Here is a 21,164-nt window from a genome sequence, read left to right on the forward strand (position 1 = left end):
GCGAGCGGCGGAGAGTTCAGAAAACCTTCCTTAAATATATTTATGGTTGTAGCGACTCCGGAGCGTGAAGACGCAGCATGGTGGCGCTGATGTCGCCCGGCAGCCGTCGCCTGGTCATCAGCGACCCGAGCACCATGACCAGGAAGGCGAGCGGCACGGTCCAGGCCGCGGGCTGCCCGACCAGCTGCGCGGGCCAGCCGCTGAGCGCGGGCCCCAGGACGGTGAACAACACCGCGCCCATCGCCGCCCCGCCGCCCGCCAGGATTCCGGCGATCGCGCCGGCGTCGGTCAGCCCGCGCCACCAGATGCCGAGCACCAGCAGCGGGCAGAAGCTCGACGCGGCGACGGCGAAGGCGAGCCCGACGACCCGCGACACGTCCATGTTCGCCACGTAGATCGACAACGCCATCGGCAGGAGCGCGGCCAGCACGGTGGCGAGCCGGAAGTCGCGCACCGAGCCGCCGCCCCGGTCGGCGTGCAGCACGTCGGTGAAGACCACCCCGGCGACGCTGGTCAGCAGCCCGGACGAGGTGGAGAGGAACGCGGCGAGCGCGCCCGCCGTGACCAGCGCGCCGAGGAACTGGCCCAGGTGGCCGCCGCCGAGCGCCGCCTCGGGCAGGAGCAGTACCACGGCGTCGGTCCGGCCGGTCATCAACAGCTGCGGCGTGTAGATGCGGCCGAGGACGCCGTACAGGGTGGGCAGGAGATAGAAGAGGCCGACCAGCCCGAGCACGACGAGGGTCGTGCGCCGCGCGGAGGCGCCGTCGGGGTTGGTGTAGAAGCGGACCAGCACGTGCGGCAGGCCCATCGTGCCGAGAAACGTCGCCAGGATCAGCGAATAGGTGGCGAAGAGCGTCGCCCCGCCGCCCGGCAGCAGCCAGTCCGCGCCGCGGCGATCGTCGACGGAGCTGACGTCCGGCACGGGCTCGCCCGCGGCGAACGTCAGCTCCTCCCCGGCGTCGACCCGGTCGTGCGAGCCGTCCGGCAGGGTGAGGGTCGCCGACTCGGAGAACGTCACGGTGGTCGTGGCGGAGAAGACCGGGCCGGACGGCGGTGTCACGGCCGGGCGCCCGTCCGCCTGCCACTGCAGGATCAGGAAGATCACCGGTACGGCGAGAGCGGTGAGCTTGAGCCAGTACTGGAAGGCCTGCACGAAGGTGATGGCGCGCATGCCGCCGAGGGCGACGTTGGCCGTGACGACGAGGCCGACGAGCAGCGCACCCCACTCGTACCGGCCGCCGGTGAGCGTGGCGAAGGTCAGCCCGGCGCCCTGCAGCTGGGGTACGAGGTAGAGACAGCCGATGAAGATGACGAACACGGTCGCGAGCCGGCGCAGCAGCGGGGACCGCAGCCGCACCTGGCAGAAGTCGGGCAGGGTGAACGCGCCGGAGCGGCGCAGCGGTGCGGCGACGAAGAGCAGCAGGGCCAGGTAGCCGGCGGCGAAGCCCACCGGGTACCAGAGGACGTCGACTCCGTAGCGCAGGATCAGGCCGGCCACGCCCAGGAACGAGGCCGCGGAGAGGTACTCGCCGCCGATCGCCGCGGCGTTCCAGGTGGGACTGACCGACCGGGAGGCGACGAGGAAGTCCGAGGTGGTCCGGGCGAACCGCAACCCGTAGGCGCCGATGCCGACCGTGATCAGAACGACCAGGACCAGACCCGGGACGACGTACGGGTTCACGCTTCCGGCCTGTTGATCACGGCGGCGAAGTCCTGCTCGTTCCGCTCGGCCCAGCGGACGTACGCCCAGCCGACGCCGACGAGGAACGGGAACGAGAGCACGCCGAGCAGCACCCAGGGCAGGTTGACGCCGAGGACCTTCGCCTTGCCGACGGCCGGGGCGACGGCGAAGAGCAGCGGCAGGGCGCCGAGGCCCGCCACCACCACCAGCGAGAGTCGCAGGGCGAGGGCCAGCTGGGCCCGGACCAGGCCCTTGACCAGGGCCTCGCCCACCGGGGTCTGCTCCGCGAGGTCCGCCTTCGCGGGATCCGCCGGTGGGCGGCGAGCCGCTACCTCCCCGAGGACCACCCGGGTCCTCGGGGGCTTCGCTTCGCCGTCCATGTCGGGCAGTCTCGCCGTCCCCCGTCCTTTGTCAAGCCTGGACGAGCCGCCGGGCGCCGGGTGGGCTATCGATTTCCGTACGTTTCCCAGCAGGGCTTGGCGGGGACCGGCGGGTCGGCCTTCAGCCGGTCCCGGGCCTGCCGGCGGGAGAGGTTCCAGCCGCGCCAGTCGTCGGCGTCGGTGGCCAGGTCACGGGCGATCGGCTCCAGCGTGCAGGCGCGTTCCTCGCCGGTGAGGCGGTCGAGGGCCGGTACCGCGTCCGGCGAGAGGTTCGAGAGGTAGACGGTGTCGATGCGGTCGGTCTGCTCGTAGCGGGTGACGTTCCGGTCGGCGATCAGGCGGTCCGGGTTGGCCGCCGCCAGGCCCAGCAGGGCCAGGACCCCGGCGGCTACGACCGCCCGGGGTAGCCAGAGCGCCTTGAGGCGGACGCCGGCGATCAGGACCAGGACGAAGGTCAGGCCCAGCCACATCTCGCAGACGGCCACCAGCACCCGCAGGCGGGTCAGGCCGTAGCTGTCCGCGTAGAGGTCCATGCGGTGGATCGCCGAGGCGACGATGACCAGGGTCAGGGCCGCCAGCGTGCCGAGGATGGCGCGGATCAGCAGCCGGTCGGTGCGGGTCTCCCGGGGTGCCCAGCGTGCCGCCCCGGCCAACACCGCGAGGGTGAGGCCGGTGACCACCAGCAGCTGCCAGAAGCCGCTGCGGGCGTACTCCGCATAGGTCAGCCCCTCGGTGTCCAGGACGTGCTTCGAGTCTCCGAAGAGGACTGTCAGCTGCACCGCGACGAACATCGTGAAGAGCAGGACCAGCAGGGTCAGCGGGACCGCCCACTCCAGGCGGGCCACCCGGCGCTTTCCCGGGCCGTCCAGCCCGGACAGGTCGGGCGGGGCCGCCCGCAGGTACGCCGCGCCGCCGAGGATGAAGGTCGTCACGAGGGACACGAAGATCCAGCGGGCTACCGTGCCGGCGCTGACGTCGGGGAAGGCGTTCTCGATCAGGTCCGCGAAGGCGGCGTCCGCCGAGGCGAACAGGGAACCGAAGACCACCAGCAGCGCGATCGAGACCGCGACCGTTGCCGTGATCCGCAGCGCGTTGCCGCCGCCGCGGCCCGCCGCCGCGATTCCCCGCCTTGCCCACGGCAGGGAGCGGAAGCCCGCGAGCGGGGCCAGCACCGTGGCGAGGATCATCGCGCGCAGCGATCGGCCACCGGCGACGGCGAGCGCGCCGGTCAGCACGGCCGTGCAGAGGCAGAGCAGGAACAACCACCCGGCGGACCGGAACGTGCCGACGCCCAGCAGCGCGACCGTCGCCGCCGACCAGGCGAAGCGTGCCCTCGGCAGCGCCTGCGGTTTCCAGGCGACAAGTGGCTTCGGCGCGGTGGCCGGTGTCCGGTGTGGCATCGCGCGGGCCACGATCAGGGCGGCGACGCCCGCGATCGCGGTGATCAGCCAGCCGATGCCGGCCCGGTCGAGGGGGATGCTGAGCGCGCCGACGACACCCGCGAGCGGCACCGCGATGACGGTGGCCGCGGACGCCGCCCGGCCGGGGCCGGGCCAGCGCCGGCCGAATCCGGAATGTGCGGCCCACGGGCCGTGCAGCGGCGGGAGGTGCATGGCACCGGCCTGCTGCGGCACCGGGCGCGGTGGCCCGGCCGGCGGGGCCGCCGGGGAGGTGAGGGTGCCGGGTCGTGTCGAGCCGGGCTCGCTCGCGGGCGGGGGCGGGCCGGCCGGTTTGTCGGCTCCTGGACCGGTCGGTGGGGGTGTCGGGTTCGTCGGCACGGTTTTCTCCGTCATCAGGGGGGTAAGAGCCGGGTCGGCCGCAGGGGCAGCGTCACGTGGATGTGGCAGCCCGGGCGGTTCCGGTTCGGTTCAGCGCCGGTCGGGTCGACGACCGCGATCGTGCCGTGGTGGAGCTGGATCACCCAGCGGGCGATCGCCAGGCCGAGGCCGGTGCCGCCGTCGGTGGCCCGCTCGCCCCGGGTGAAGCGCTCGAAGACCCGGTCCCGTTCGGCGGCCGGGATGCCGTCGCCCTCGTCGGTGACCGCTAGCAGGACGTGCTGGTCGTGGCGTTCGGCGCGGACCGTCACGGTGCCGCCCGGTGGGCTGTGCCGGGCCGCGTTGTCCAGCAGGTTCGCGAAGACCTGGTGCAGGCGTTCGCGGTCGCCCTCGATGCGGATCTCCGGTGCCGAGACCAGGAATCGCACGTCGTGGCCCGCGCCGTCCGCGTTCACGGTCGCCTCGCGGACCACGTCGCCCAGGAACCGGCGGATGTCGATCGGGGCCCGGGCCAGCGGGACCACGCCCGCGTCCAGGCGTGACAGGTCCAGCAGCTCGGCGACCAGCCTGCCCAGGCGTTCCGTCTGGGTCAGCGCCGTCTTCATGGTCTCCGGCTCCGCGTCGCTGACGCCGTCGACGATGTTCTCCAGCAGGCCCCGCAGGGCCGTGATCGGGGTGCGGAGCTCGTGCGAGACGTTGGCGATCAGTTCCCGGCGTTGCCGGTCCGCCGCAGCCAGGTCCGCCGCCATCTGGTTGAACGCCGTGGCCAGTTCGCCCACCTCGTCGCGGGAGGTCGCGCGGACCCGGCGGGTGTAGTCGCCGTGTGCCATCGCCTTGGCCGCGACGGTCATCTCGCGCAGCGGCACCGTGGCGCCGTGGGCCATGACCTGGAGCGTGACCAGGCCCAGCGCGACGGCGATCGCGAACCAGGACAGCTCGACCCGCATGAAGTCGAGGCTCCACCAGAAGATCAGCAGTCCGACGCCGCCGGCGAGGCCGAGGGCGAGGGCGAGCTTCGCCTTGATCGAGCGGACCGGGTCCAGCGGGCGCGGCAGCCAGCCGAGGATGGTGCAGAGCAGTCTCATCGCTCCACCTCGAGCGCGTAGCCGACGCCGTGGACCGTGCGGATCAGGTCCGCGCCCAGTTTGCGCCGCAGACCCTTGATGTGGCTGTCGACCGTTCGGGTGCCCGAGGCGTCCGCCCAGCCCCACACGTCGGCGAGCAGGCGCTCGCGGGGCAGCACCGTGCGCGGCCGGCTGGCCAGGTGTACCAGCAGGTCGAACTCGGTCGGGGTCAGCCGGGCCTCGACGCCGGCCCGCAGCACCCGGCGCTCGGCCAGGTTGATCTCCAGGTCGCCGAGGCGCATCGTCGCGCTCGCCGCGGCGGCGACCGGTGCCGAGTTGCGGGTGGCCCGGCGCAGCAGGGCGTGCACGCGGGCGCTGAGCTCGCGCATCGAGAACGGCTTCGTCAGGTAGTCGTCGGCGCCGACGGCCAGGCCGACCAACAGGTCGGTCTCGTCGTCGCGGGCCGTGAGCATGAGGACCGGGACGGCACGCTCCGCCTGGATGCGGCGGCACACCTCGAGACCGTCGAAGCCGGGGAGCATCACGTCGAGGACGATCGCGTCCGGCTGGATCCGGCGGGCCGCGTCGACCGCGGCCGGGCCGTCGCCGGCGATCTCGACCTCGAAGCCCTCCGCGCGCAGCCGGGCGGCGACCGCCTCCGCGATGGTCCGCTCGTCCTCGACCACGAGCACTTTCCGTGCCGTCATGTCGCTACCCCCTGGCTCCGCCCGCATCATGCGCCGCGGGTGCAAAGACCGGTGCGCCCCCGTGGCGCGCCGATCCACCCGCGCTGAGCAGCCTATTGATGGCTCGTGGGGGTGCGGGGGTGGAGTTGTGGACAACTTGTGAAGGTCGCCGCCCTGTGGATAACTCTGGGGATAACCCTGTGAGGGTGTGGATAACGCTGTGGATTCGGTGCTCAGCGGGTCCAGTCGTGCTTGGCGGCCCGGATCAGCTTGTCCTTCAGCTCGCGGGTGTGCCGCCGGCTCACCGGCAGCTCCGCGCCGTCGATGGCCACCACGTACCCGGACTGGGTCAGGCGTAGCTCCGCGACCAGCCGCAGCTGCACCAGGTAGGAACGGTGGATGCGGACGAAGCCCGCGTCCGCCCAGCGCTCGGCCAGCGTGGCCAGCGAGACCCGGACCAGGTGCGACGCGTCGGAGGTGTGCAGCCGGGCGTAGTCGCCCTGCGCCTCGACCCAGCGCACCGAGGAGCGCGGCAGCATGCGGGTGGTGCCGGCCAGCTCGACCGGGATGCTCGGCTCCTCCTCCCGCTTCGCGGGGGCCGGCGGAGGCGCGGCCCGCAGGCCGGCGACGCGGCGCAGGGACTCGCCGAGCCGCTCGGCCCGGACCGGCTTGCGCACGTAGTCGGTGACGCCCAGGTCGAACGCGTCCACCGCGCCGTCGTCGTACGCGGTAACGAAGACGATCGCCGGCGGCCGGGCGAAGCGGTGCAGGATCCGGGCGAGCTCCATGCCGTCGAGGCCGGGCATCCGGATGTCCAGGAAGACCGCGTCGACCTCGGTGTCGCGCAGGACGCGCAGGGCCTCGGTGGCGTCGCCCGCCCGGTGCACGAACGCGACCCGGGCGTCGGCGTTGAGCAGGTAGGCGAGCTCGTCCAGCGCCGGCGGCTCGTCGTCGACAGCCAGCACCACGAGGGTCATGCCCGCACCCCGGGATGGAATTTCGGCACCCGCATGCTCACCTTCGTCCCCGCGCCCGGCGCGGTCTCCACCACCAGCCCGAAACGGTCACCGAAGACCGACCGCAGCCGCTCATCCACATTGGAGAGGCCCACGTGCTGCCCGGCATCGTCGTCGTGGGCGCCGACCGCCTCGGCGACCCCCGCCGCCAGCACCGCCGGATCCATCCCGACCCCGTCGTCCTCGACCGTGATGTGGCATTCGGCGCCCGAGTCCCGTGCCTCGATGCTCACCATACCGACGCCCGGCTTGCGCGAGAGCCCGTGCCGGACGGCGTTCTCCACCAGCGGTTGCAGGCAGAGGAACGGCAGGCCGACGGGGAGGACCTCGGGCGCGATCTGCAGGCGTACCTGCAGGCGGTCGCCGAACCGGGCACGTTCGATGGTCAGGTAGCGGTCGATAGAACGCAGCTCCTCGGCGAGCGTCGTGAACTCGCCGTGCGCCCGGAACGAGTAGCGGGTGAACTCGGCGAACTCCAGGATCAACTCGCGGGCCCGTTCCGGATCGGTACGCACGAACGAGGCGATCGCGGTGAGCGCGTTGTAGATGAAGTGCGGGCTGATCTGGGCCCGCAGGGCGCGCACCTCGGCCCGGGCCAGCCGCTCGCGCGACGAGTCGAGCTCGGCGAGGGCCAGCTGGGAGCCGGCCCAGCGGGCGGTCTCCATGGTCGCCTGCACCAGCCCGGGCGCCGGCTGATCGTCCGCGACGGCGACTAGCGCCGCGAGGGCCTGCCCGTCGGCGCCGGTCAGCGGGGCGAGCACCGCGCCGCGGACCACGCAGTCCATCCGGTCGCAGGGCAGATCGGCGGCGCCGAGGACGATCGAGCGGTTCGTCCGCAGGGTGCGCACGGCGGCCGTGGCGAACTGGGCGCTGTGGTGGCTGCCCTGCCCGTCGAAGGCCAGGCAGCGGTCGGCGTCGACGACGGTGAGCCCGGGCGCGCCGATCAGCCGGCGCAGGTGCCGGACGGCCTTGGCGGCCGAGGCCGGGGTCAGGCCGGTACGCAGCGGCTCGGCGGCCAGCGAGGCGGTGTGCAGCACGTCGTAGGTGGCCCGTTGGCCGGCGGTGGCGATCCCACGCCGCGCCCGCAGCCGCAGCACCGCGATCATCGCTCCGGCCAGCGCGGCGAGGACGGCCAGCACCGCGAGCGCGTTCCCGATCTGACCGGCCACGCACGCATCCTGACCGCAACGATCCGGAAACGCCAGCCCGCCGGATCTCTCCTAGTAGGCGCCCTTGCGCCGCAGGACGACCCAGATCGTGCGCCAGAGGATGCTCAGGTCGTAGGTCAGCGACCAGTTGTCGACGTAGTAGAGGTCCAGCCGGACCGCCTCGTCCCAGGACAGGTCGGAGCGGCCGGAGACCTGCCAGAGGCCGGTGATGCCGGGGCGGACCAGCAGGCGGCGGCGGACGTCGCCCAGGTAGTCGCCGTCGTCTGCGGGCAGCGGCCGGGGGCCGACCAGCGACATCTCGCCCTTCAGCACGTTGATCAGCTGGGGCAGCTCGTCGAGCGAGGTGGCCCGCAGCTTGCTGCCGAACCTGAAGATCCGCGGGTCTTCCTTGAGCTTGAAGAGCATGCCGTCGGCCTCGTTGAGCTCCTCCAGCGTGGCCTTGCGCTCCTCGGCGTCCACGTCCATGGTCCGGAACTTCCAGACCCGGAACGTGCGGCCCTCGTGGCCGACCCGGGGCTGGCGGAAGAAGACCGGCCCGGGACTGGCCATCCGGATGCCGAGGGCGATTACTCCCAGTATCGGGCTGAGGAGGAGCAGGCCGAAGAAGGCGGCCACCCGGTCGAGCAGGTTCTTCGCCAGCCAGCCGGGGCCCGACAGAGTCGGCTCCTCGACATGTAGGAGCGGAAGTCCCTCGATCGGGCGAATGTGCACGCGCGGGCCGGCGATGTCGGTCAGCTGCGGCGCGACCACCAGGTCCACGCCGGTGCCCTCGAGCGCCCAGGCGAGGCGGCGCAACTCGCCCGGCTCCGCGCTCGCCGAGCCGCACACCGCGATGGTGTCGGCGCCGACCTCGCGCACCAGGGCCAGCACGTCGCGGCTCGCGTACACGGGCACGGGTGTCTCGATGCCCCGGGCCGCGGAATAGCCGTCGGTGAGGTGGATCGCGACCGGGATCAGGCCGGCCGCCGGGCTGCGGGTGACCGCCGTGTAGACCTCGAGCGCCTCCGGCAGCGTGCCCATCAGGACCATGCGGTGCGCGCCGTGTCCGGTACGCCGGCGGGCCACGTGCAGGACCTGGCGTGCCGAGTAGCGGCAGAACAGGATGAAGATCAGCGCCGCGACCGAGACATAGGCGATCGTCACCCGGGAGAGCTGGGTCTTGGTGGCGAAGGCGAGCAGGGATACGCAGGCCACGACCGTGACGAAGGCGCGAACCACCCGTTTGAACTCTTCGCTGCCCAGCCCGAGGTAGCGGCGGTCGTAGCTGCCGTTCGCCCAGAGGATGAACAGCCAGCCGAGCGGCAGGCCGACGAGGGCGACCAAGTAGAACAGGCCCGGACCCCGGCCCTGGAAGCCGGAGCTGGCCTTCTGGATGAACGTCACCGCGAGCACGCTGGCGAGGATCGCGGACACCAGATCCAGCAGAACCAGGATCAGGGTGTACGGCCGGTGCCAGCGCGACAGCCGGCGGTGCGAACGGGTCCAGGCGGACCTGGGTACCCCGTTACTGGGCGGCGGGTCCTGCTGCCACTCGAAGCTGTCGTACGGCATGCCGCTCCGGCTCTTGCTTGTTTCCGGGCGTTGGAGGCTCGTGGTCACCTCGCCTACGTCCTCCCGCATCACGTACCGCCCACACCGAGAACATTACGCACTGCCACGGCCCTGGGGGCTCCGGCCGGGGCTGCCGATCCCCGCGCGCCGCGGACGAAGCGTGGGACCGGGCCACTATACCGATGGAACGGCGTAGAAGAAGTGGATGTTGTAACCGCTTTCCTCCGGAACGAGCCGAACACGCTGAGTGACTATCGGATCAACTTGGACAGCCGGCGGTCGGCGAGGGGCTTGCCTCCCGTCTGGCAGGTCGGGCAGTACTGCAGGCTCTTGTCGGCGAACGACACCTCGCGGACGGTGTCGCCGCAGACCGGGCAGGGCAGCCCTGTCCGGGCGTGCACCCGCATGCCGGCCCGCTTCTCGCCCTTGAGCTCGGCCGCCCGCTGGCCGACCGAGCGCGCGACGGCGTCGGTCTCCACCTGCCGCATCGCCTCGTAGAGGGTGGTGATCTGCTCGTCGGTGAGCTTGGCGGTCAACGCGAACGGCGACATCCTCGCCGCGTGCAGGATCTCGTCGGAGTACGCGTTGCCGATGCCGGCGAGCACCTCCTGGTCGGTGAGCACGCCCTTGACCTGGCCGTTGCGGCTGCGCAGCCGCTCGGCGAACCCGTCACGGTCCACCGCCAGCGCGTCGGGGCCGAGCCGGGACACGCCGGGCACGTCGGCCGGGTTCCGCACCAGGTACGCGGCCAGCGACTTCTGCGTGCCGGCCTCGGTCAGGTCGAAGCCGGAGCCGTCGTCGAGGCGTACCCGCACCGCGATGGGCCCGCTGCCCGGCTTGAGCGGCGCCGGCGACCGGAACGAGTCCCGGTAGTGCAGCCAGCCGGCCCGGGCGAGGTGCACCACGAGGTGCAGGTCCGCGCCGAGGGTCAGGTCGAGGAACTTGCCGTGCCGGCCGGCGTCGGTGACGGCCAGGCCGGCGACCGCGCTCGGCGGCGGATCGTAGGTCTTCAGCGCGCTGAACGAGGACACCTCGAAGCGCTCGACGGTGTGGCCGACCGCGCGCTCCCGCAGGTATGCGGCAAGCGCCTCGACCTCGGGAAGCTCGGGCACGCCCCCAACGGTAGCGTTTCGCACCGTGAAGGTCGTCGTAGCGCACAACAGGTACCGCGAGGCGATCCCGTCCGGCGAGAACGTCATCGTCGACACGGAGATCGCGCAGCTCACCGCGGCCGGGGTCGAGGTGCTGCCGTTCCAGCGCGCCTCGGACTCGATCGGCGACCTGCCGCTCGCGCAGAAGGCGCTGCTGCCGATCTCGCCGATCTACGGCCGGGCGGCTCAGCGGGATCTCGCGGACCTGCTCCGGCGGGAGCGGCCGGACGTGCTGCACCTGCACAATCCGTACCCGTTGCTCTCGCCGTGGGTGGTTCGCACTGCGCACGCGCACGGCGTGCCGGTAGTACAGACGGTCCACAACTACCGCCAGGTGTGCTCGTCGGGGCTGTACTTCCGCGACGGACACAACTGCACCGACTGCCGCGGCAAGGCGTTCGGCTGGCCGGCCGTCGCACACAAGTGCTACCGCGGCTCGGCGGCGCAGAGCGCGCTGATGGCGACGACGCTCGCCGTGCACCGCTCCACGTGGAAATCCGTGGACCGCTACATCGCACTCACCGGGCGGATCGCCGCACACCTCAAGGATTACGGCATCCCGGACGAGCGCATCGTGATCAAGCCGAACGGGCTGCCGGACCCGGGCGAGCCCGCGCCGATCGGCGACGGCTTCCTCTACGCGGCCCGGCTGTCCCCGGAGAAGGGCCTCGCGCTGCTGCTGGACGCCTGGCGCCGGCACCCGGACGGCTCGCTCGGACAGCTGCGCATCGCGGGCGACGGCGAACTCCGGCCGCTCGCCGAGCGAGCCGCGGCCGAGCGGGGAGACGTGACCTACCTGGGCGCCCTCGACCGGGAGGGCATGGTGGCCGCCCGTACCGCGGCGTCGGTGATCGTGGCCGTGCCGACCTGGAACGACGTGCTGCCGACGGTGATCCTGGAGGCGATGGCCGCGGGCCGGCCGGTGCTCGGCACCGACGTCGGCGGCATCGGTTACCTGCTCGGGATCGGCGAGTCGGTCGAGGCCGCGGGCTGGGCGGTCGAGCCGGACGCGGCCGCGCTCGCGGCCGCCCTGCCGATCGCCCGGGCCGGGGCCGCCGCCGTCGCCCCGGCCGCCCGCGAGCGCTACCTGCGGGCCTTCCATCCCGACGTGGTGACCCGCCGGCTCATCGAGATCTACACTTCGCTCGCGGAGAACTCGCACCCGCCGAACAGATAGATCATGATCGAAGCGGGGAATGCTGGATCGGGTGACCGATGCAGAGATCTCGCGCCGAAATGTCCTGCTGGGCGTGGGCGGCGCCGTGGTGTTGACCGCGGCCGGTGCCGGCGCCGGCTATGCGATCGCGAACACCGACGGCCGGGCCACGAGCGCCGCACCGGCCGAACGGGCCGCCCCGCCGAAGTTCCGCTCCCGGCCCGACCTGCGGGCCCTGCCGGACGTCACGATCACGACGCCGGCGAACGCGACCGCCCCCGGCTACATCTTCCTGACCCCGGCGTCCGGCGCCGGGCTGTGGGGGCCGCTGATCATCGACGAGGGCGGCTCACCGGTCTGGTTCCGCAAGGTGCCCGACCCGGCGACGGTCGCCATCGACCTCAAGGTGCAGCGGTACCGGAACCGGCCCGTGCTGACCTGGTGGGAGGGCACCATCGGCGGTACCGGCGGCCGGGGCGTCGGGCAGGGCGAGTTCGTCGTCATGGACACGAACTACCGGGAGGTCACCCGGGTCCGGGCGGCCGGCTCCGAGCAGGCCGACCAGCACGACTTCGTGATCACCCCGAACGACACCGCACTCTTCTGGATCTACGACCCGATCCCGTACGACCTGACGCCGTTCGGCGGCCCGGCCGACGGCGTGCTGCACGACGGCGTCCTCCAGGAGGTCGACATCAGGACCGGGCGGCGCCTGTTCGAGTGGCGGGCGCGCGACCATGTGGGCCCGGACGAGTCGTACGCACCGCTGCCGGGCGGCGACTCGGCGCACCTGCCGTACGACTACTTCCATGCGAACTCGGTCGGGCTGGACGCCGACGGCGACCTCCTGGTGTCGGCCCGGCACACCTGGGCGGCGTACAAGATCGATCGGCGTACGGGCGAGGTCAGGTGGCGCATCGGGGGTAAGAAGTCGGATTTCATCGTTGACGAGAAGTCCAGGTTCAGCTGGCAGCACGACTTCCGGCGGCGGCGCGACGGCTCGTACAGCGTCTTCGACAACGGCGCAGGGGTGACCACGCAGCGCGAGCAGTCCCGGGGCCTGGTCTTCAAGGTCGACGAGACCACCCGCACGGTCACGTTCGTGTCCGATTTCCCGCACCCGCGCAAGCTGTCCGCGCCGACACAGGGCAACTTCCGCGAGCTGGCCGACGGCGGCTCTTTCGTCGGGTGGGGCCAGATGCCGTACTTCACCGAGTACGCGCCGGACGGGACCGTGCGGCTCGACGGGCACCTGCCGCCGGACAACCAGTCGTACCGGGCCTACCGGGCCGAGTGGCCGGGCGAGCCGTTGGACCAGCCGACGCTGGGCCTGCGCGTCGACGGCGGCAACGTGATCGTCAGCGCCAGCTGGAACGGCGCGACGAGGGTGGCGAGGTGGCGGGCCCGCGCCGGAAGGCAGCCGGGCGCGCTGACGCAGTCGGTCGAGGCGGCGCGCACGGGCTTCGAGACGACGCTGACCCTGCCCGGAACGCCGGAGTACGTCGTCGCCGAGGCGCTGGACGGCGCCGGCGGGGTGCTGGGCAGGTCGTCGGCGGTACCGGTCCGGGTCTGACGGGCCGGCCGTCCCGGCCGGTCAGCCCTTCAGTGCGGCCCGGCCGGAGAACGCGATGCTCGCGGCCAGGAAGGCGCCGTTGATCAGCGTGAAGGCGCCGATCAGCCAGATCGTCCACTGTGGGGCCGCGGTCAGTACCACGCCCGCCACCGCGATCACGGCGCCGTAGTCGCGGACGAGTTTGACCACTCGTACCGGCAGCGACCGACTGGTGACCATGCTGGCCGCCTGGTCGCCCGACTGCATCACCGAGGTCACCAGGTTGACCATCCAGGTGCCGGCGAAGGCCGCCAGCAGCCAGGCCGGCGTCTCGGGCACCTGAGCCTCCGCCACCGCGGACAGGGCCGCGACGAGCGCGATCTGTCCGGCGACGTCGCACAGCACGTCGACCCGGCCGCCCGCGGTGCTGGTCTGGCCCGTCACCCGGGCCAGCTGGCCGTCCGAGCAGTCGAGCGCGTACGCCAGCTGCCAACCGACCAGCGCGAGCAGGCCGATCGGCCAGGCCGGCACCCGGCCGTCCGCCACCGGCCCCGCCGCCGCGACCACCACGAACGAGACCAGGCAGCTGAGTCCGAGGTTCGCCACCGTGAGCACGGTCGGCGCGAGCCGGTGCCGGTACGCGAAGACCGAGATCCGCGCGCCCAGCCGCTGGCTCAGGGCCTCGCTGAACAGGCCGCCGCCCCGGTTGACCCGGTAGTAGTCGGCGGCGGTCGGCGGGTTCTCCACGGCGTCAGCGAGCGGCGATGGCGTCGGCATAATCGGCCAGCTTCCTGCGGATCTCGTCCGGGCTCATCGCCAGGTGCTCCAGGATGGTGTACCGGTCCGGGCGGGTCTTCGGGGCGAACTCCACGACCTCCACGAACTGCTCGACGGTCAGGCCCACGTCGCCCGGCGTGCGCGGCAGGTTGTGCCGGACCAGGCAGTCCGACATCTGGGCGAAGCGGCGCTCGTCCTCGCGCAGGAAGGTGCAGAACAGCGCGCCCAGGCCGGCCAGCTCGCCGTGCGAGGCCGTGCCCGGGTAGAGCGTGTCCGTCGCGTGGATGATCTCGTGGCAGCCGCCGCTGCACGGCCGGCTGCTGCCGCAGACCGCCATGGCCAGGCCGCTGGAGATCAGCGTCTCGGCGAGGACCGTGACGAACGCGTCGTCCTGCATGTCGCCGGGCATGGTCAGGATCGCCTCGGCGCCCACCCGCGACAGGGACGCGGCCAGGCCGTCGACGGGCTCGCCCCGGACCTCGCGGCCCAGGTCCCAGTCGGCCAGCGCGCTGATGTTGCTGATCACGTCGCCGATGCCGGCCCGGTTGACCCGCTCCGGGCCGTTCTCCACGAAGTCCAGGTCGACGATGACCGCATACGGGATGTGCACCCCGTATGAGCCCTTGATCCCGTCGTTGATCAGGCTGGCGACCGGCGAGGCGACACCGTCGTTGGCGAGGCTGGTCGCCACCGACACCATCGGCATGCCCCAGCGGTTGGCGGCGTACTTGGCCGCGTCGATGGTCTTGCCGCCGCCGATGCCGACCACCGCGTCGTACGAGCGGGAGCGCAGCTTCGCCGCCAGTTCGAGCGCGGCGTCGAGGGTGCCGCCGGTCGTCGTGTAGACGTCGGCCGAGCCGAGCGACGGGCGGATCATCTCCGCGATCCGTTCGCCCTGGCCGGGGCCGACCACCACGGCGACATCGCCGCCGGCGGAGATCCGGCCGTCGGCGAGGATGCGGCCGAGGTCTGCGACCGCGCCCCGCCGCACGTCGATGTGCAGCGGGGTCTGGACGCTACGGGCTAGTAGTGGCATGCGATGTCCCGCGCCTTGGCGAGGTCGTCGTGGTTGTCCACCTCGACCCACGGGATGTCGCCGATGGTCGCCGCGCGGATCTCACCGCCGCGGTTGGCGTACTCCTGGTAGCCGTCCTCGTAGTAGAGGTTCGGGTCGCGCTCCCAGGTGGTCTTGAGGGCGTCGGCGAGGTCCGCGGCGGCCGAGGCCTCGATGACGGTCGCGCCGATGTACTCGCCGAAGGCGTCGGCGGGGTCCATCAACTTCGTGATCTTCGTGAGCCGGCCGTCCGCGTCGAAGATCGTCTTCATCTCCTCGTCGGCGAGCTTCTTCACGTTGTCGACGGCGAGCAGGATGCCCGGACCGCGGCTGCCGAGGAGGGTCTTCTCGACGCTGACCGGGTGCACGGTGTCGCCGTTGACCAGCAGCGCGCCCTCCGCGAACCGGTCACGCGCCAGCCACAGGGAGTACGCGTTGTTCCACTCCTCGGCCTTGTCGTTGTGCACGAGGGTGATCTTGACGCCGTACTTCTCCTCGAAGGCGTCCTTGCGCTCCTCGACGGCGCCGGCGCAGTAGCCGACGACGATCGTCACGTCGGTGAGCCCCGCGGCCGCGAGGTTACGCAGGGAGATATCCATGATGGTCGTCTCCCCGTCGACGGGGACCAGCGCCTTCGGCAGCGTGTCGGTGTACGGACGCAGCCTGCGTCCGGCGCCGGCGGCGAGTACGAGACCGATCATGGGATGGTTCCTTCCGAAGTGAGGGGCGTGCCCGACGAGGATAGCCGTGGGTTCACATACCGAGAGTGTGCAGGACCGCGAAGCCGTCCTCAGCGATCCTGCGGATCATCCCGTCGTTGATCTCGGCGCTCTCGTCCAGCACCGCCAGGTCGTCCGGCCCGAGCCAGCGATACTCCGTGTGCTTGCCGGCCTCCAGCCGCGGGCGCGCCAGGTCGCCGTCCACGCGTACGAGAAAGTCGGTCTCGTGCCGGACGAGGCCGTCTTCTCCGGTATAGGCGTATTCGCCGACCTGTCCGAGCACCACCGAGAGCCGCCAGCCGGTCTCCTCCAGGATCTCCCTTTGCAGCGCGTCACCGACCGTCTCGCCCGGTTCGAGGTGGCCGCCGACGATGTCCCAGGCGTTCGGGAAAAGCTTCCGTTGTGCCGATCGACGCTGGAAAAATATTCGGCCGTCGTCGTCCACGACGAGAGCACCGGCGACGCGTAGCGGGTCAGGTACCACGCGAAAAATGATATAGAGCCTGCTCGTAAGCTTGGGGCCATGACCGCTGAGCAGCTGATCTCGTTCGCAAGAGGGGCACCGTCCCTGGACATCGTCGACGTTGAGGGCCTCAAGGCCGCCGCCGCGCGCGCCTTCGACGCCGATCCGGCCGGGGTGACCGCCTACGGGACGTCGGTCGGCTACGTCCCGCTGCGAAAGTGGATCGCCGAAAAGCACGGGGTCTCCGCCGACCAGGTCATTGTGACGAACGGCTCCCTGCAGGCCGACGCGTTCCTCTTCAACCACCTGGTGCAGGCCGGCGACGACGTGATCGTCGAGCGGCCGACCTACGACCGCACCCTGCTCAACCTGCAGAACCTGGGCGGCAAGGTGCACCAGGTGACGATCGACCCGGACGGCATCGACGTCGACGAGCTGCGCGGGCTGCTCGAGGCGGGGTTGCGCCCGAAGCTGGCGCACATCATCCCGAACTACCAGAACCCGGCCGGTGTCACCCTCTCGCTGGAGCGGCGCCGGACGCTGCTGAGCCTCGCGGTCCAGTACGGCTTCATGATCTTCGAGGACGACCCGTACGTCGACATCCGCTTCCGCGGTGACGCGCTGCCGTCGATGCTGTCGATGGACACGGAGAACGTGGTCGTGCACGCGTCCAGCTTCACCAAGACGGTGTGCCCGGGCGTCCGCGTCGGCTACCTGGTCGGACCGGCCGCGCTGATCGACGCGATCGCGAAGAAGGCCACCAACCTCTACATCTCGCCCGGCATGGTCTCCGAGGCGATCGTGCACCAGTTCTGCGTCTCGGGCGACATCGAGCGCTCGGTCCGGACGGTCAGCACCGCCCTCGCCGAGCGCGCGAAGGTGCTCGCCGCCTCGTTGCGCGAGCACATCCCGGGCGCGACCTTCACCGAGCCCGACGGCGGCTACTTCCTCTGGGTCGACCTGCCGGAGGCCGTGGACGTCGACCGGCTCTTCCCGGCGGCCATGAAGAAGGGCGTCGCCATCGTGAAGGGCAGCGACTTCCTGCTGGACGGCGGCAAGTCCTCGGTCCGGCTGGCGTTCTCGGCCGTGACGGTCGACCAGATCGACGAGGGTGTCCGCCGGCTCGCCGCGGCCATCGCCGAGATCACCGCCTGAGGGGCGCCCCGCTGTCGGGCTTCCGACAGAGAGTCCGCCGACGCCGGTTCCGGGGTTGCCCCCGGGGCCGGCGTCCGGTTCACAATGCTGCTGCGCGGACCGCATGACCATGCGGCCCGGCGCGTGGACACCCACCCCGCCCCTCGGCGCCGGGCGGGCCGATCGCACCCTTCACCCCCCGAAATGCGGCCGGTCCGCCCGGCGCCACCAGCCGTGGTGTCCGCGGCGCGGCGGGACCGGGCACCGCCCTGGGCGTAGCCTCGTGCAGGCCTCACAGTGGGGGCCGGCCGGGCATCACCCTGGGGGAGGCAGTCATGACCGAGAGCAGCTCGCACCGTAATCGGGCGACGGGCGTGAACCGATCCCTGTCGCGGGCATGGACTGCACCCGTGCGGGCGATGAACCGATTCCTCGGCACCACCGACGGCATCGCCGAGCCCGGCCGGGTGTTCAACGGCACCGCGGTGGTGGACTGCGGGGTGTACGTCGACGGCAAGCGCGCGTCCGGCGACTTCTCGCCCGACGAGGCGCTGCGCGAGGCGTGCAGCCGGGAGAACGCGTTCGTCTGGCTCGGCCTGCACGAGCCGACCGAGGCCGAGATGTCGGCCATCGCGCGCACCTACGACCTGCACGAACTCGCCGTCGAGGACGCTGTCAAGGCGGAACAGCGCCCCAAGCTGGAGCAGTTCGGCAGCGTGCACTTCCTGGTGCTGCGCACCGCGCGCTACGTGCCGCACAGCGAGCTGACCGAGACGTCGCAGGTCGTCGAGACCGGGCAGATGATGATCTTCGTCGGCGAGCGGTTCGTGATCACGGTCCGGCACGGCGACGCGTCGCGACTCGCGCCCGTGCGCGCGGATCTGGAGTCCCGCAGCGTGCTGCTCGAGCAGGGTCCATGGGCGGTGGCCTACGCCGTGACGGACCGGGTCGTGGACGCGTACGTCGAGGTCGCCGACCAGGTGGAGGCCGACCTGGACATCATCGAGGAGGGCGCGTTCTCGCGGGACAAGGGCAGTTCGGTGCAGCAGATCTACCAGATGAAGCGCGAGCTCGTGGAGTTCCGCCGGGCCGTGGTGCCGCTGCAGCGGCCGCTGGCCACCATCACCGCGCCGCAGAGCCGGCTGGTGCCCAAGGAGATCCGCCGCTACTTCCGCGACGTGCAGGACCACCTCACCCGGACCGTCGAGCAGGTCTCCTCGTACGACGACCTGCTGAACTCGATCCTGCAGGCGCGGCTGGCGCAGGTGACCGTCGACCAGAACAACGACATGCGCAAGATCGCGGCCTGGGCCGGCATCGCGACGGTGTGGACGGCGTTCGCCGGCGTCTACGGCATGAACTTCGATCACATGCCCGAGACACACTGGCAGTACGGCTACCCGGGGCTGATCACCGTGCTGCTCGGGGTATCGGTCCTGCTGTACCGCGCCTTCCGTCGCAACGGCTGGCTCTGACCCGCCCCCCGCCGCCTATCGTCGACCCTTACAGTGACGAGGTCGCCCTGGGGAGGGAAATCGCGTGCCGTCGCGCCAGGATCAGCTGCACTCGTACCAGTACTCGCAGCAGCGGGTGGTGGCCGCGCTGGTCACCCACGACCCCGATCCGCACCGCTCGCCCCTGCGACGGGCCGGCAGCGCGGCGCTGATCAGCCTGGTCGTCGCCTCGCTCGCCGTCGGCGGCGCGGCGGTATACGGCCTGCTCAAGGGCGGCAGCACCGTGGATCCGCGCAACGAGGCCGTGGTCTACCTGGAGAAGGGCTCGGGCGCCCGCTACGTCTACCTGAAGTCCGACGGCCGCATGCACCCGGTGCTCAACTACAGCTCCGGGCTGCTGATCGCCAACTCCAACCAGCCGAAGATGGTCGACGCCTCCTCCGAGAGCCTGGCCAAGGTGCCGCTCGGTGACCCGCTCGGCATCCCGGACGCACCCGACTCGCTGCCGGCGGCCAAGGGCGGCCTGGTCGACCCGGTGTGGACCGTGTGCTCGCTGACGGCCGACGGCGCCGAGCCACCGCGGAGCCTGCTGTCGGTCGGTGACCGGCTCACCGACGGGACGGTGCTGCCCGTGCCCCGGGCCGACACCCCCGCCGCCGACCTGCGCGGCCTGCTGGTCTCCGACCCGGCCGAGCGCACCTTCCTGGTCTACAACAACCGGCGCTTCCTCATCCCGGCCGGCCGGGTGCAGCAGACCAAGGTGTTCTTCGGCTGGACCCAGCAGCCGCTGCCGGTGGCGGCGGCGTGGATCAACGCGGTGCCGATCGGGCCGGATCTGAAGCCGCCGGAGATCCCGGACCTCGGCGAGGAGTCCCCGGCGATCCCCGACTTCGAGATCGGCCAGCTCCTGCAGATCCGGAGCGACTCCGGCGGCGACAAGTGGGCCGTCGTGCTCGGTGACGGCGTCGCCGACCTCACCTACGTGCAGGCCCAGCTGATGCGGGTCGACCGGGACGCGGACGTCCGGAGCGATCTGGACCTCAACCGCTACAGCAACCTGCCGCGCTCACAGACCCAGCTGGTCTCGGCCGCTGCCGCTGCCGGCATTCCGCCGGCCGTCCCGGTGCTGCTGAACGGCCCGGGGCAGGTGTGCCTGACCTACGACGGGAAGAACGCGGAGACCCCCGAGCTCGGCATCCGGATCGGCCCGACGGTGGCGAAGGGCACCCCGGTCAGCGGGTCCGCGGCCGTGCCCGGCGGCGTTCAGGCCGACCTGGTGCACGTGCCGCGGGGCAAGGGCGCCCTGGTGGTCGCCGCCGCGTCACCGACGGCGCCGGCGGGCAGCGGCACGGTCAGCATCGTGACGGACACCGGCCGGCGTTACCCGGTCGCCAGCCGCGAGGTGCTGCCCCGGCTCGGCTACGGCAGCGTCAAGCCCGACGCCGTCCCGGGTCAGCTGGTCGCGCTGCTGCCGCCGGGCCCGGCCCTGGATCCCGTACGCGCCCGGCAGTCAGACGCCACGGACGAGTAAAAAGGCGGGCCTCCCAGCCGGGAGGTCCGCCTTTTCCGTGCCACGTCCGGTCTCAGTTCTTGTTCTTGCCGCTCGCCATCCGGGCCACCGTCGGGCTGTGCTGCGACGACGAGGTCTGGTCGGCCTCATCGTCGATCCCCAGCGAGCCGGCCTCGTCGACGGGCGTGACGAGGCCCGTCGGGCCCGACAGGTCGGGCTCGAACGCGGCGTCGTCGGCACCGGCGACCGGAGTCGAGACGGCGCCACCGGGGTTGTACTCGTCCCACTGCTCGCGGCGGCGCATGCGGACCACGTAGGCACCCGCGGCGCCGACGGCGGCGCCGGCCAGCAGCAGGCCGACGAGCTGCATACCCGTGCGCTTGCGCCCGCGTGCGCGCCGCTTGAGCTGCTTCGCCTTCTTCCTGCTCGCCTTGGTGGTGCTCCTGCCCATCTCGGCCGCCGACCAGCCCGCCTGCCGCGCGCTCTCCGTCGCGCTGGTGACCAGCGGAGTCAGCGTCGCGATGGCGCTGTCCCAGCTCTGCGTCGCGGCGTCCCTCGCCTTGATGGCCGTCGGCTGCACGCGACCCTTGGCTGCGTTGATCTTGGGACCCACGGTCGCGCTGGTCTCGTGCGCGGCGATCGTTGCCGCGCGCTTGAAGTGATCGACGCCCTGACCGAGCTCCCGCTTCATCCGCGCGCTGCGGTACTTCCGTCGCATCGTTGCGAACACCAGTGCCCACCTCCTGTGGTTCTCTCCCACGCCATGTTGCCCTCTTGGGTACCCCCGCGTAGCCGGATCAGACACATGGGGGAGGATCCGAACTGCAAAGAACTGTCCAGCGCCGGCCCCGACGTAGCGGACCGGCGACCGC

Annotated in this window: 19 protein-coding genes; 5 read left to right on the top strand and 14 right to left on the bottom strand. The window is 71.8% G+C overall.

Annotation, left to right across the window (positions count from 1 at the left end; genetic code table 11):
- Positions 1-40 precede the first annotated feature (40 nt).
- The 9 genes from AB0B58_RS13655 to AB0B58_RS13695 form a co-directional block, all read right to left on the bottom strand.
- Positions 41-1,681 carry a cation acetate symporter gene (locus AB0B58_RS13655; protein ID WP_360222604.1) on the bottom strand — a complete coding sequence of 547 codons (1,641 nt, stop codon included), beginning with the start codon at positions 1,679-1,681 and terminating at the stop codon, positions 41-43.
- Positions 1,678-2,061 carry a DUF485 domain-containing protein gene (locus tag AB0B58_RS13660; RefSeq protein WP_360222607.1) on the bottom strand — a complete coding sequence of 128 codons (384 nt, stop codon included), beginning with the start codon at positions 2,059-2,061 and terminating at the stop codon, positions 1,678-1,680. Before AB0B58_RS13660 ends, AB0B58_RS13655 begins: the two co-directional genes overlap by 4 nt.
- A 65-nt stretch (positions 2,062-2,126) precedes the next feature.
- Complete coding sequence (locus AB0B58_RS13665; protein WP_360222610.1) at positions 2,127-3,839, bottom strand: DUF4173 domain-containing protein; 1,713 nt, start codon at positions 3,837-3,839, stop codon at positions 2,127-2,129.
- Positions 3,840-3,853: 14 nt separating this feature from the next.
- Positions 3,854-4,921, bottom strand: coding sequence for a HAMP domain-containing sensor histidine kinase (locus AB0B58_RS13670; protein WP_360222613.1), 1,068 nt, complete (start codon positions 4,919-4,921; stop codon positions 3,854-3,856).
- Entirely contained in the window at positions 4,918-5,607 is a 690-nt protein-coding gene (locus tag AB0B58_RS13675; RefSeq protein ID WP_360222615.1) for a response regulator transcription factor, read from the bottom strand. Before AB0B58_RS13675 ends, AB0B58_RS13670 begins: the two co-directional genes overlap by 4 nt.
- A 212-nt stretch (positions 5,608-5,819) precedes the next feature.
- Positions 5,820-6,563: a LytTR family DNA-binding domain-containing protein gene (locus AB0B58_RS13680; RefSeq protein WP_360222618.1), complete on the bottom strand. Its 744-nt coding sequence runs from the start codon at positions 6,561-6,563 to the stop codon at positions 5,820-5,822.
- Positions 6,560-7,771: a histidine kinase gene (locus AB0B58_RS13685; protein WP_360222621.1), complete on the bottom strand. Its 1,212-nt coding sequence runs from the start codon at positions 7,769-7,771 to the stop codon at positions 6,560-6,562. Before AB0B58_RS13685 ends, AB0B58_RS13680 begins: the two co-directional genes overlap by 4 nt.
- 51 nt (positions 7,772-7,822) lie before the next feature.
- On the bottom strand, positions 7,823-9,322 hold the full coding sequence (locus AB0B58_RS13690) for a sugar transferase (protein ID WP_360222739.1): 1,500 nt from the start codon (positions 9,320-9,322) through the stop codon (positions 7,823-7,825).
- Positions 9,323-9,573: 251 nt separating this feature from the next.
- Positions 9,574-10,434: a DNA-formamidopyrimidine glycosylase family protein gene (locus AB0B58_RS13695; RefSeq protein ID WP_360222624.1), complete on the bottom strand. Its 861-nt coding sequence runs from the start codon at positions 10,432-10,434 to the stop codon at positions 9,574-9,576.
- A 25-nt stretch (positions 10,435-10,459) separates the two neighbouring features.
- On the opposite strand from AB0B58_RS13695, the gene AB0B58_RS13700 reads away from it, so the two are divergent.
- Entirely contained in the window at positions 10,460-11,650 is a 1,191-nt protein-coding gene (locus tag AB0B58_RS13700) for a glycosyltransferase (RefSeq protein ID WP_360222627.1), read from the top strand.
- Positions 11,651-11,681: 31 nt separating this feature from the next.
- A complete protein-coding gene (locus AB0B58_RS13705; RefSeq protein WP_360222630.1) occupies positions 11,682-13,202 on the top strand; it encodes an arylsulfotransferase family protein in 1,521 nt (506 codons plus the stop codon).
- 21 nt (positions 13,203-13,223) lie between these two features.
- Here the strand turns inward: AB0B58_RS13705 and AB0B58_RS13710 are convergent, their stop codons facing one another.
- Genes AB0B58_RS13710 through AB0B58_RS13725 form a run of 4 tightly spaced genes read right to left on the bottom strand, consistent with a single transcriptional unit; the run spans position 13,224 to position 16,215 of the window.
- A complete protein-coding gene (locus tag AB0B58_RS13710) occupies positions 13,224-13,958 on the bottom strand; it encodes a CDP-alcohol phosphatidyltransferase family protein (protein WP_360222633.1) in 735 nt (244 codons plus the stop codon).
- The gene (locus tag AB0B58_RS13715; RefSeq protein WP_360222636.1) at positions 13,933-14,994 is read right to left on the bottom strand and encodes an iron-containing alcohol dehydrogenase family protein; all 1,062 of its coding nucleotides are present in this window, start codon (positions 14,992-14,994) and stop codon (positions 13,933-13,935) included. The genes AB0B58_RS13710 and AB0B58_RS13715 overlap by 26 nt, the downstream gene beginning before the upstream one ends.
- Complete coding sequence (locus tag AB0B58_RS13720) at positions 14,982-15,713, bottom strand: phosphocholine cytidylyltransferase family protein (protein WP_360222639.1); 732 nt, start codon at positions 15,711-15,713, stop codon at positions 14,982-14,984. Before AB0B58_RS13720 ends, AB0B58_RS13715 begins: the two co-directional genes overlap by 13 nt.
- Positions 15,714-15,765: 52 nt before the next feature.
- Complete coding sequence (locus AB0B58_RS13725) at positions 15,766-16,215, bottom strand: NUDIX domain-containing protein (protein ID WP_360222642.1); 450 nt, start codon at positions 16,213-16,215, stop codon at positions 15,766-15,768.
- 39 nt (positions 16,216-16,254) lie between these two features.
- Between AB0B58_RS13725 and AB0B58_RS13730 the strand changes: the two genes are divergently transcribed.
- From AB0B58_RS13730 to eccB, 3 genes are all read left to right on the top strand, one after another.
- Entirely contained in the window at positions 16,255-17,349 is a 1,095-nt protein-coding gene (locus AB0B58_RS13730) for a PLP-dependent aminotransferase family protein (RefSeq protein WP_360222645.1), read from the top strand.
- Between the two features lie 314 nt (positions 17,350-17,663).
- On the top strand, positions 17,664-18,803 hold the full coding sequence (locus AB0B58_RS13735) for a magnesium and cobalt transport protein CorA (RefSeq protein WP_360222648.1): 1,140 nt from the start codon (positions 17,664-17,666) through the stop codon (positions 18,801-18,803).
- 64 nt (positions 18,804-18,867) lie between these two features.
- Complete coding sequence (gene eccB / locus AB0B58_RS13740) at positions 18,868-20,313, top strand: type VII secretion protein EccB (RefSeq protein ID WP_360222651.1); 1,446 nt, start codon at positions 18,868-18,870, stop codon at positions 20,311-20,313.
- Between the two features lie 52 nt (positions 20,314-20,365).
- Here the strand turns inward: eccB and AB0B58_RS13745 are convergent, their stop codons facing one another.
- Positions 20,366-21,022, bottom strand: coding sequence for a hypothetical protein (locus tag AB0B58_RS13745; protein WP_360222654.1), 657 nt, complete (start codon positions 21,020-21,022; stop codon positions 20,366-20,368).
- Between the last annotated feature and the right edge of the window lie 142 nt (positions 21,023-21,164).

It is taken from the genome of Actinoplanes sp. NPDC049118, from assembly GCF_040648555.1.
Classification (GTDB): domain Bacteria; phylum Actinomycetota; class Actinomycetes; order Mycobacteriales; family Micromonosporaceae; genus Actinoplanes.

Bases quoted from the DNA above. Each gene is read 5' to 3' on its own strand.
- AB0B58_RS13670 (WP_360222613.1), bottom strand. From the start codon at position 4,921: ATGAGACTGCTCTGCACCATCCTCGGCTGGCTGCCGCGCCCGCTGGAC.
- AB0B58_RS13730 (WP_360222645.1), top strand. From the start codon at position 16,255: ATGACCGCTGAGCAGCTGATCTCGTTCGCAAGAGGGGCACCGTCCCTG.
- AB0B58_RS13720 (WP_360222639.1), bottom strand. From the start codon at position 15,713: ATGATCGGTCTCGTACTCGCCGCCGGCGCCGGACGCAGGCTGCGTCCG.
- AB0B58_RS13680 (WP_360222618.1), bottom strand. From the start codon at position 6,563: ATGACCCTCGTGGTGCTGGCTGTCGACGACGAGCCGCCGGCGCTGGAC.
- AB0B58_RS13690 (WP_360222739.1), bottom strand. From the start codon at position 9,322: ATGCCGTACGACAGCTTCGAGTGGCAGCAGGACCCGCCGCCCAGTAAC.
- AB0B58_RS13715 (WP_360222636.1), bottom strand. From the start codon at position 14,994: ATGCCACTACTAGCCCGTAGCGTCCAGACCCCGCTGCACATCGACGTG.
- AB0B58_RS13675 (WP_360222615.1), bottom strand. From the start codon at position 5,607: ATGACGGCACGGAAAGTGCTCGTGGTCGAGGACGAGCGGACCATCGCG.
- AB0B58_RS13735 (WP_360222648.1), top strand. From the start codon at position 17,664: ATGACCGAGAGCAGCTCGCACCGTAATCGGGCGACGGGCGTGAACCGA.
- AB0B58_RS13710 (WP_360222633.1), bottom strand. From the start codon at position 13,958: ATGCCGACGCCATCGCCGCTCGCTGACGCCGTGGAGAACCCGCCGACC.
- AB0B58_RS13660 (WP_360222607.1), bottom strand. From the start codon at position 2,061: ATGGACGGCGAAGCGAAGCCCCCGAGGACCCGGGTGGTCCTCGGGGAG.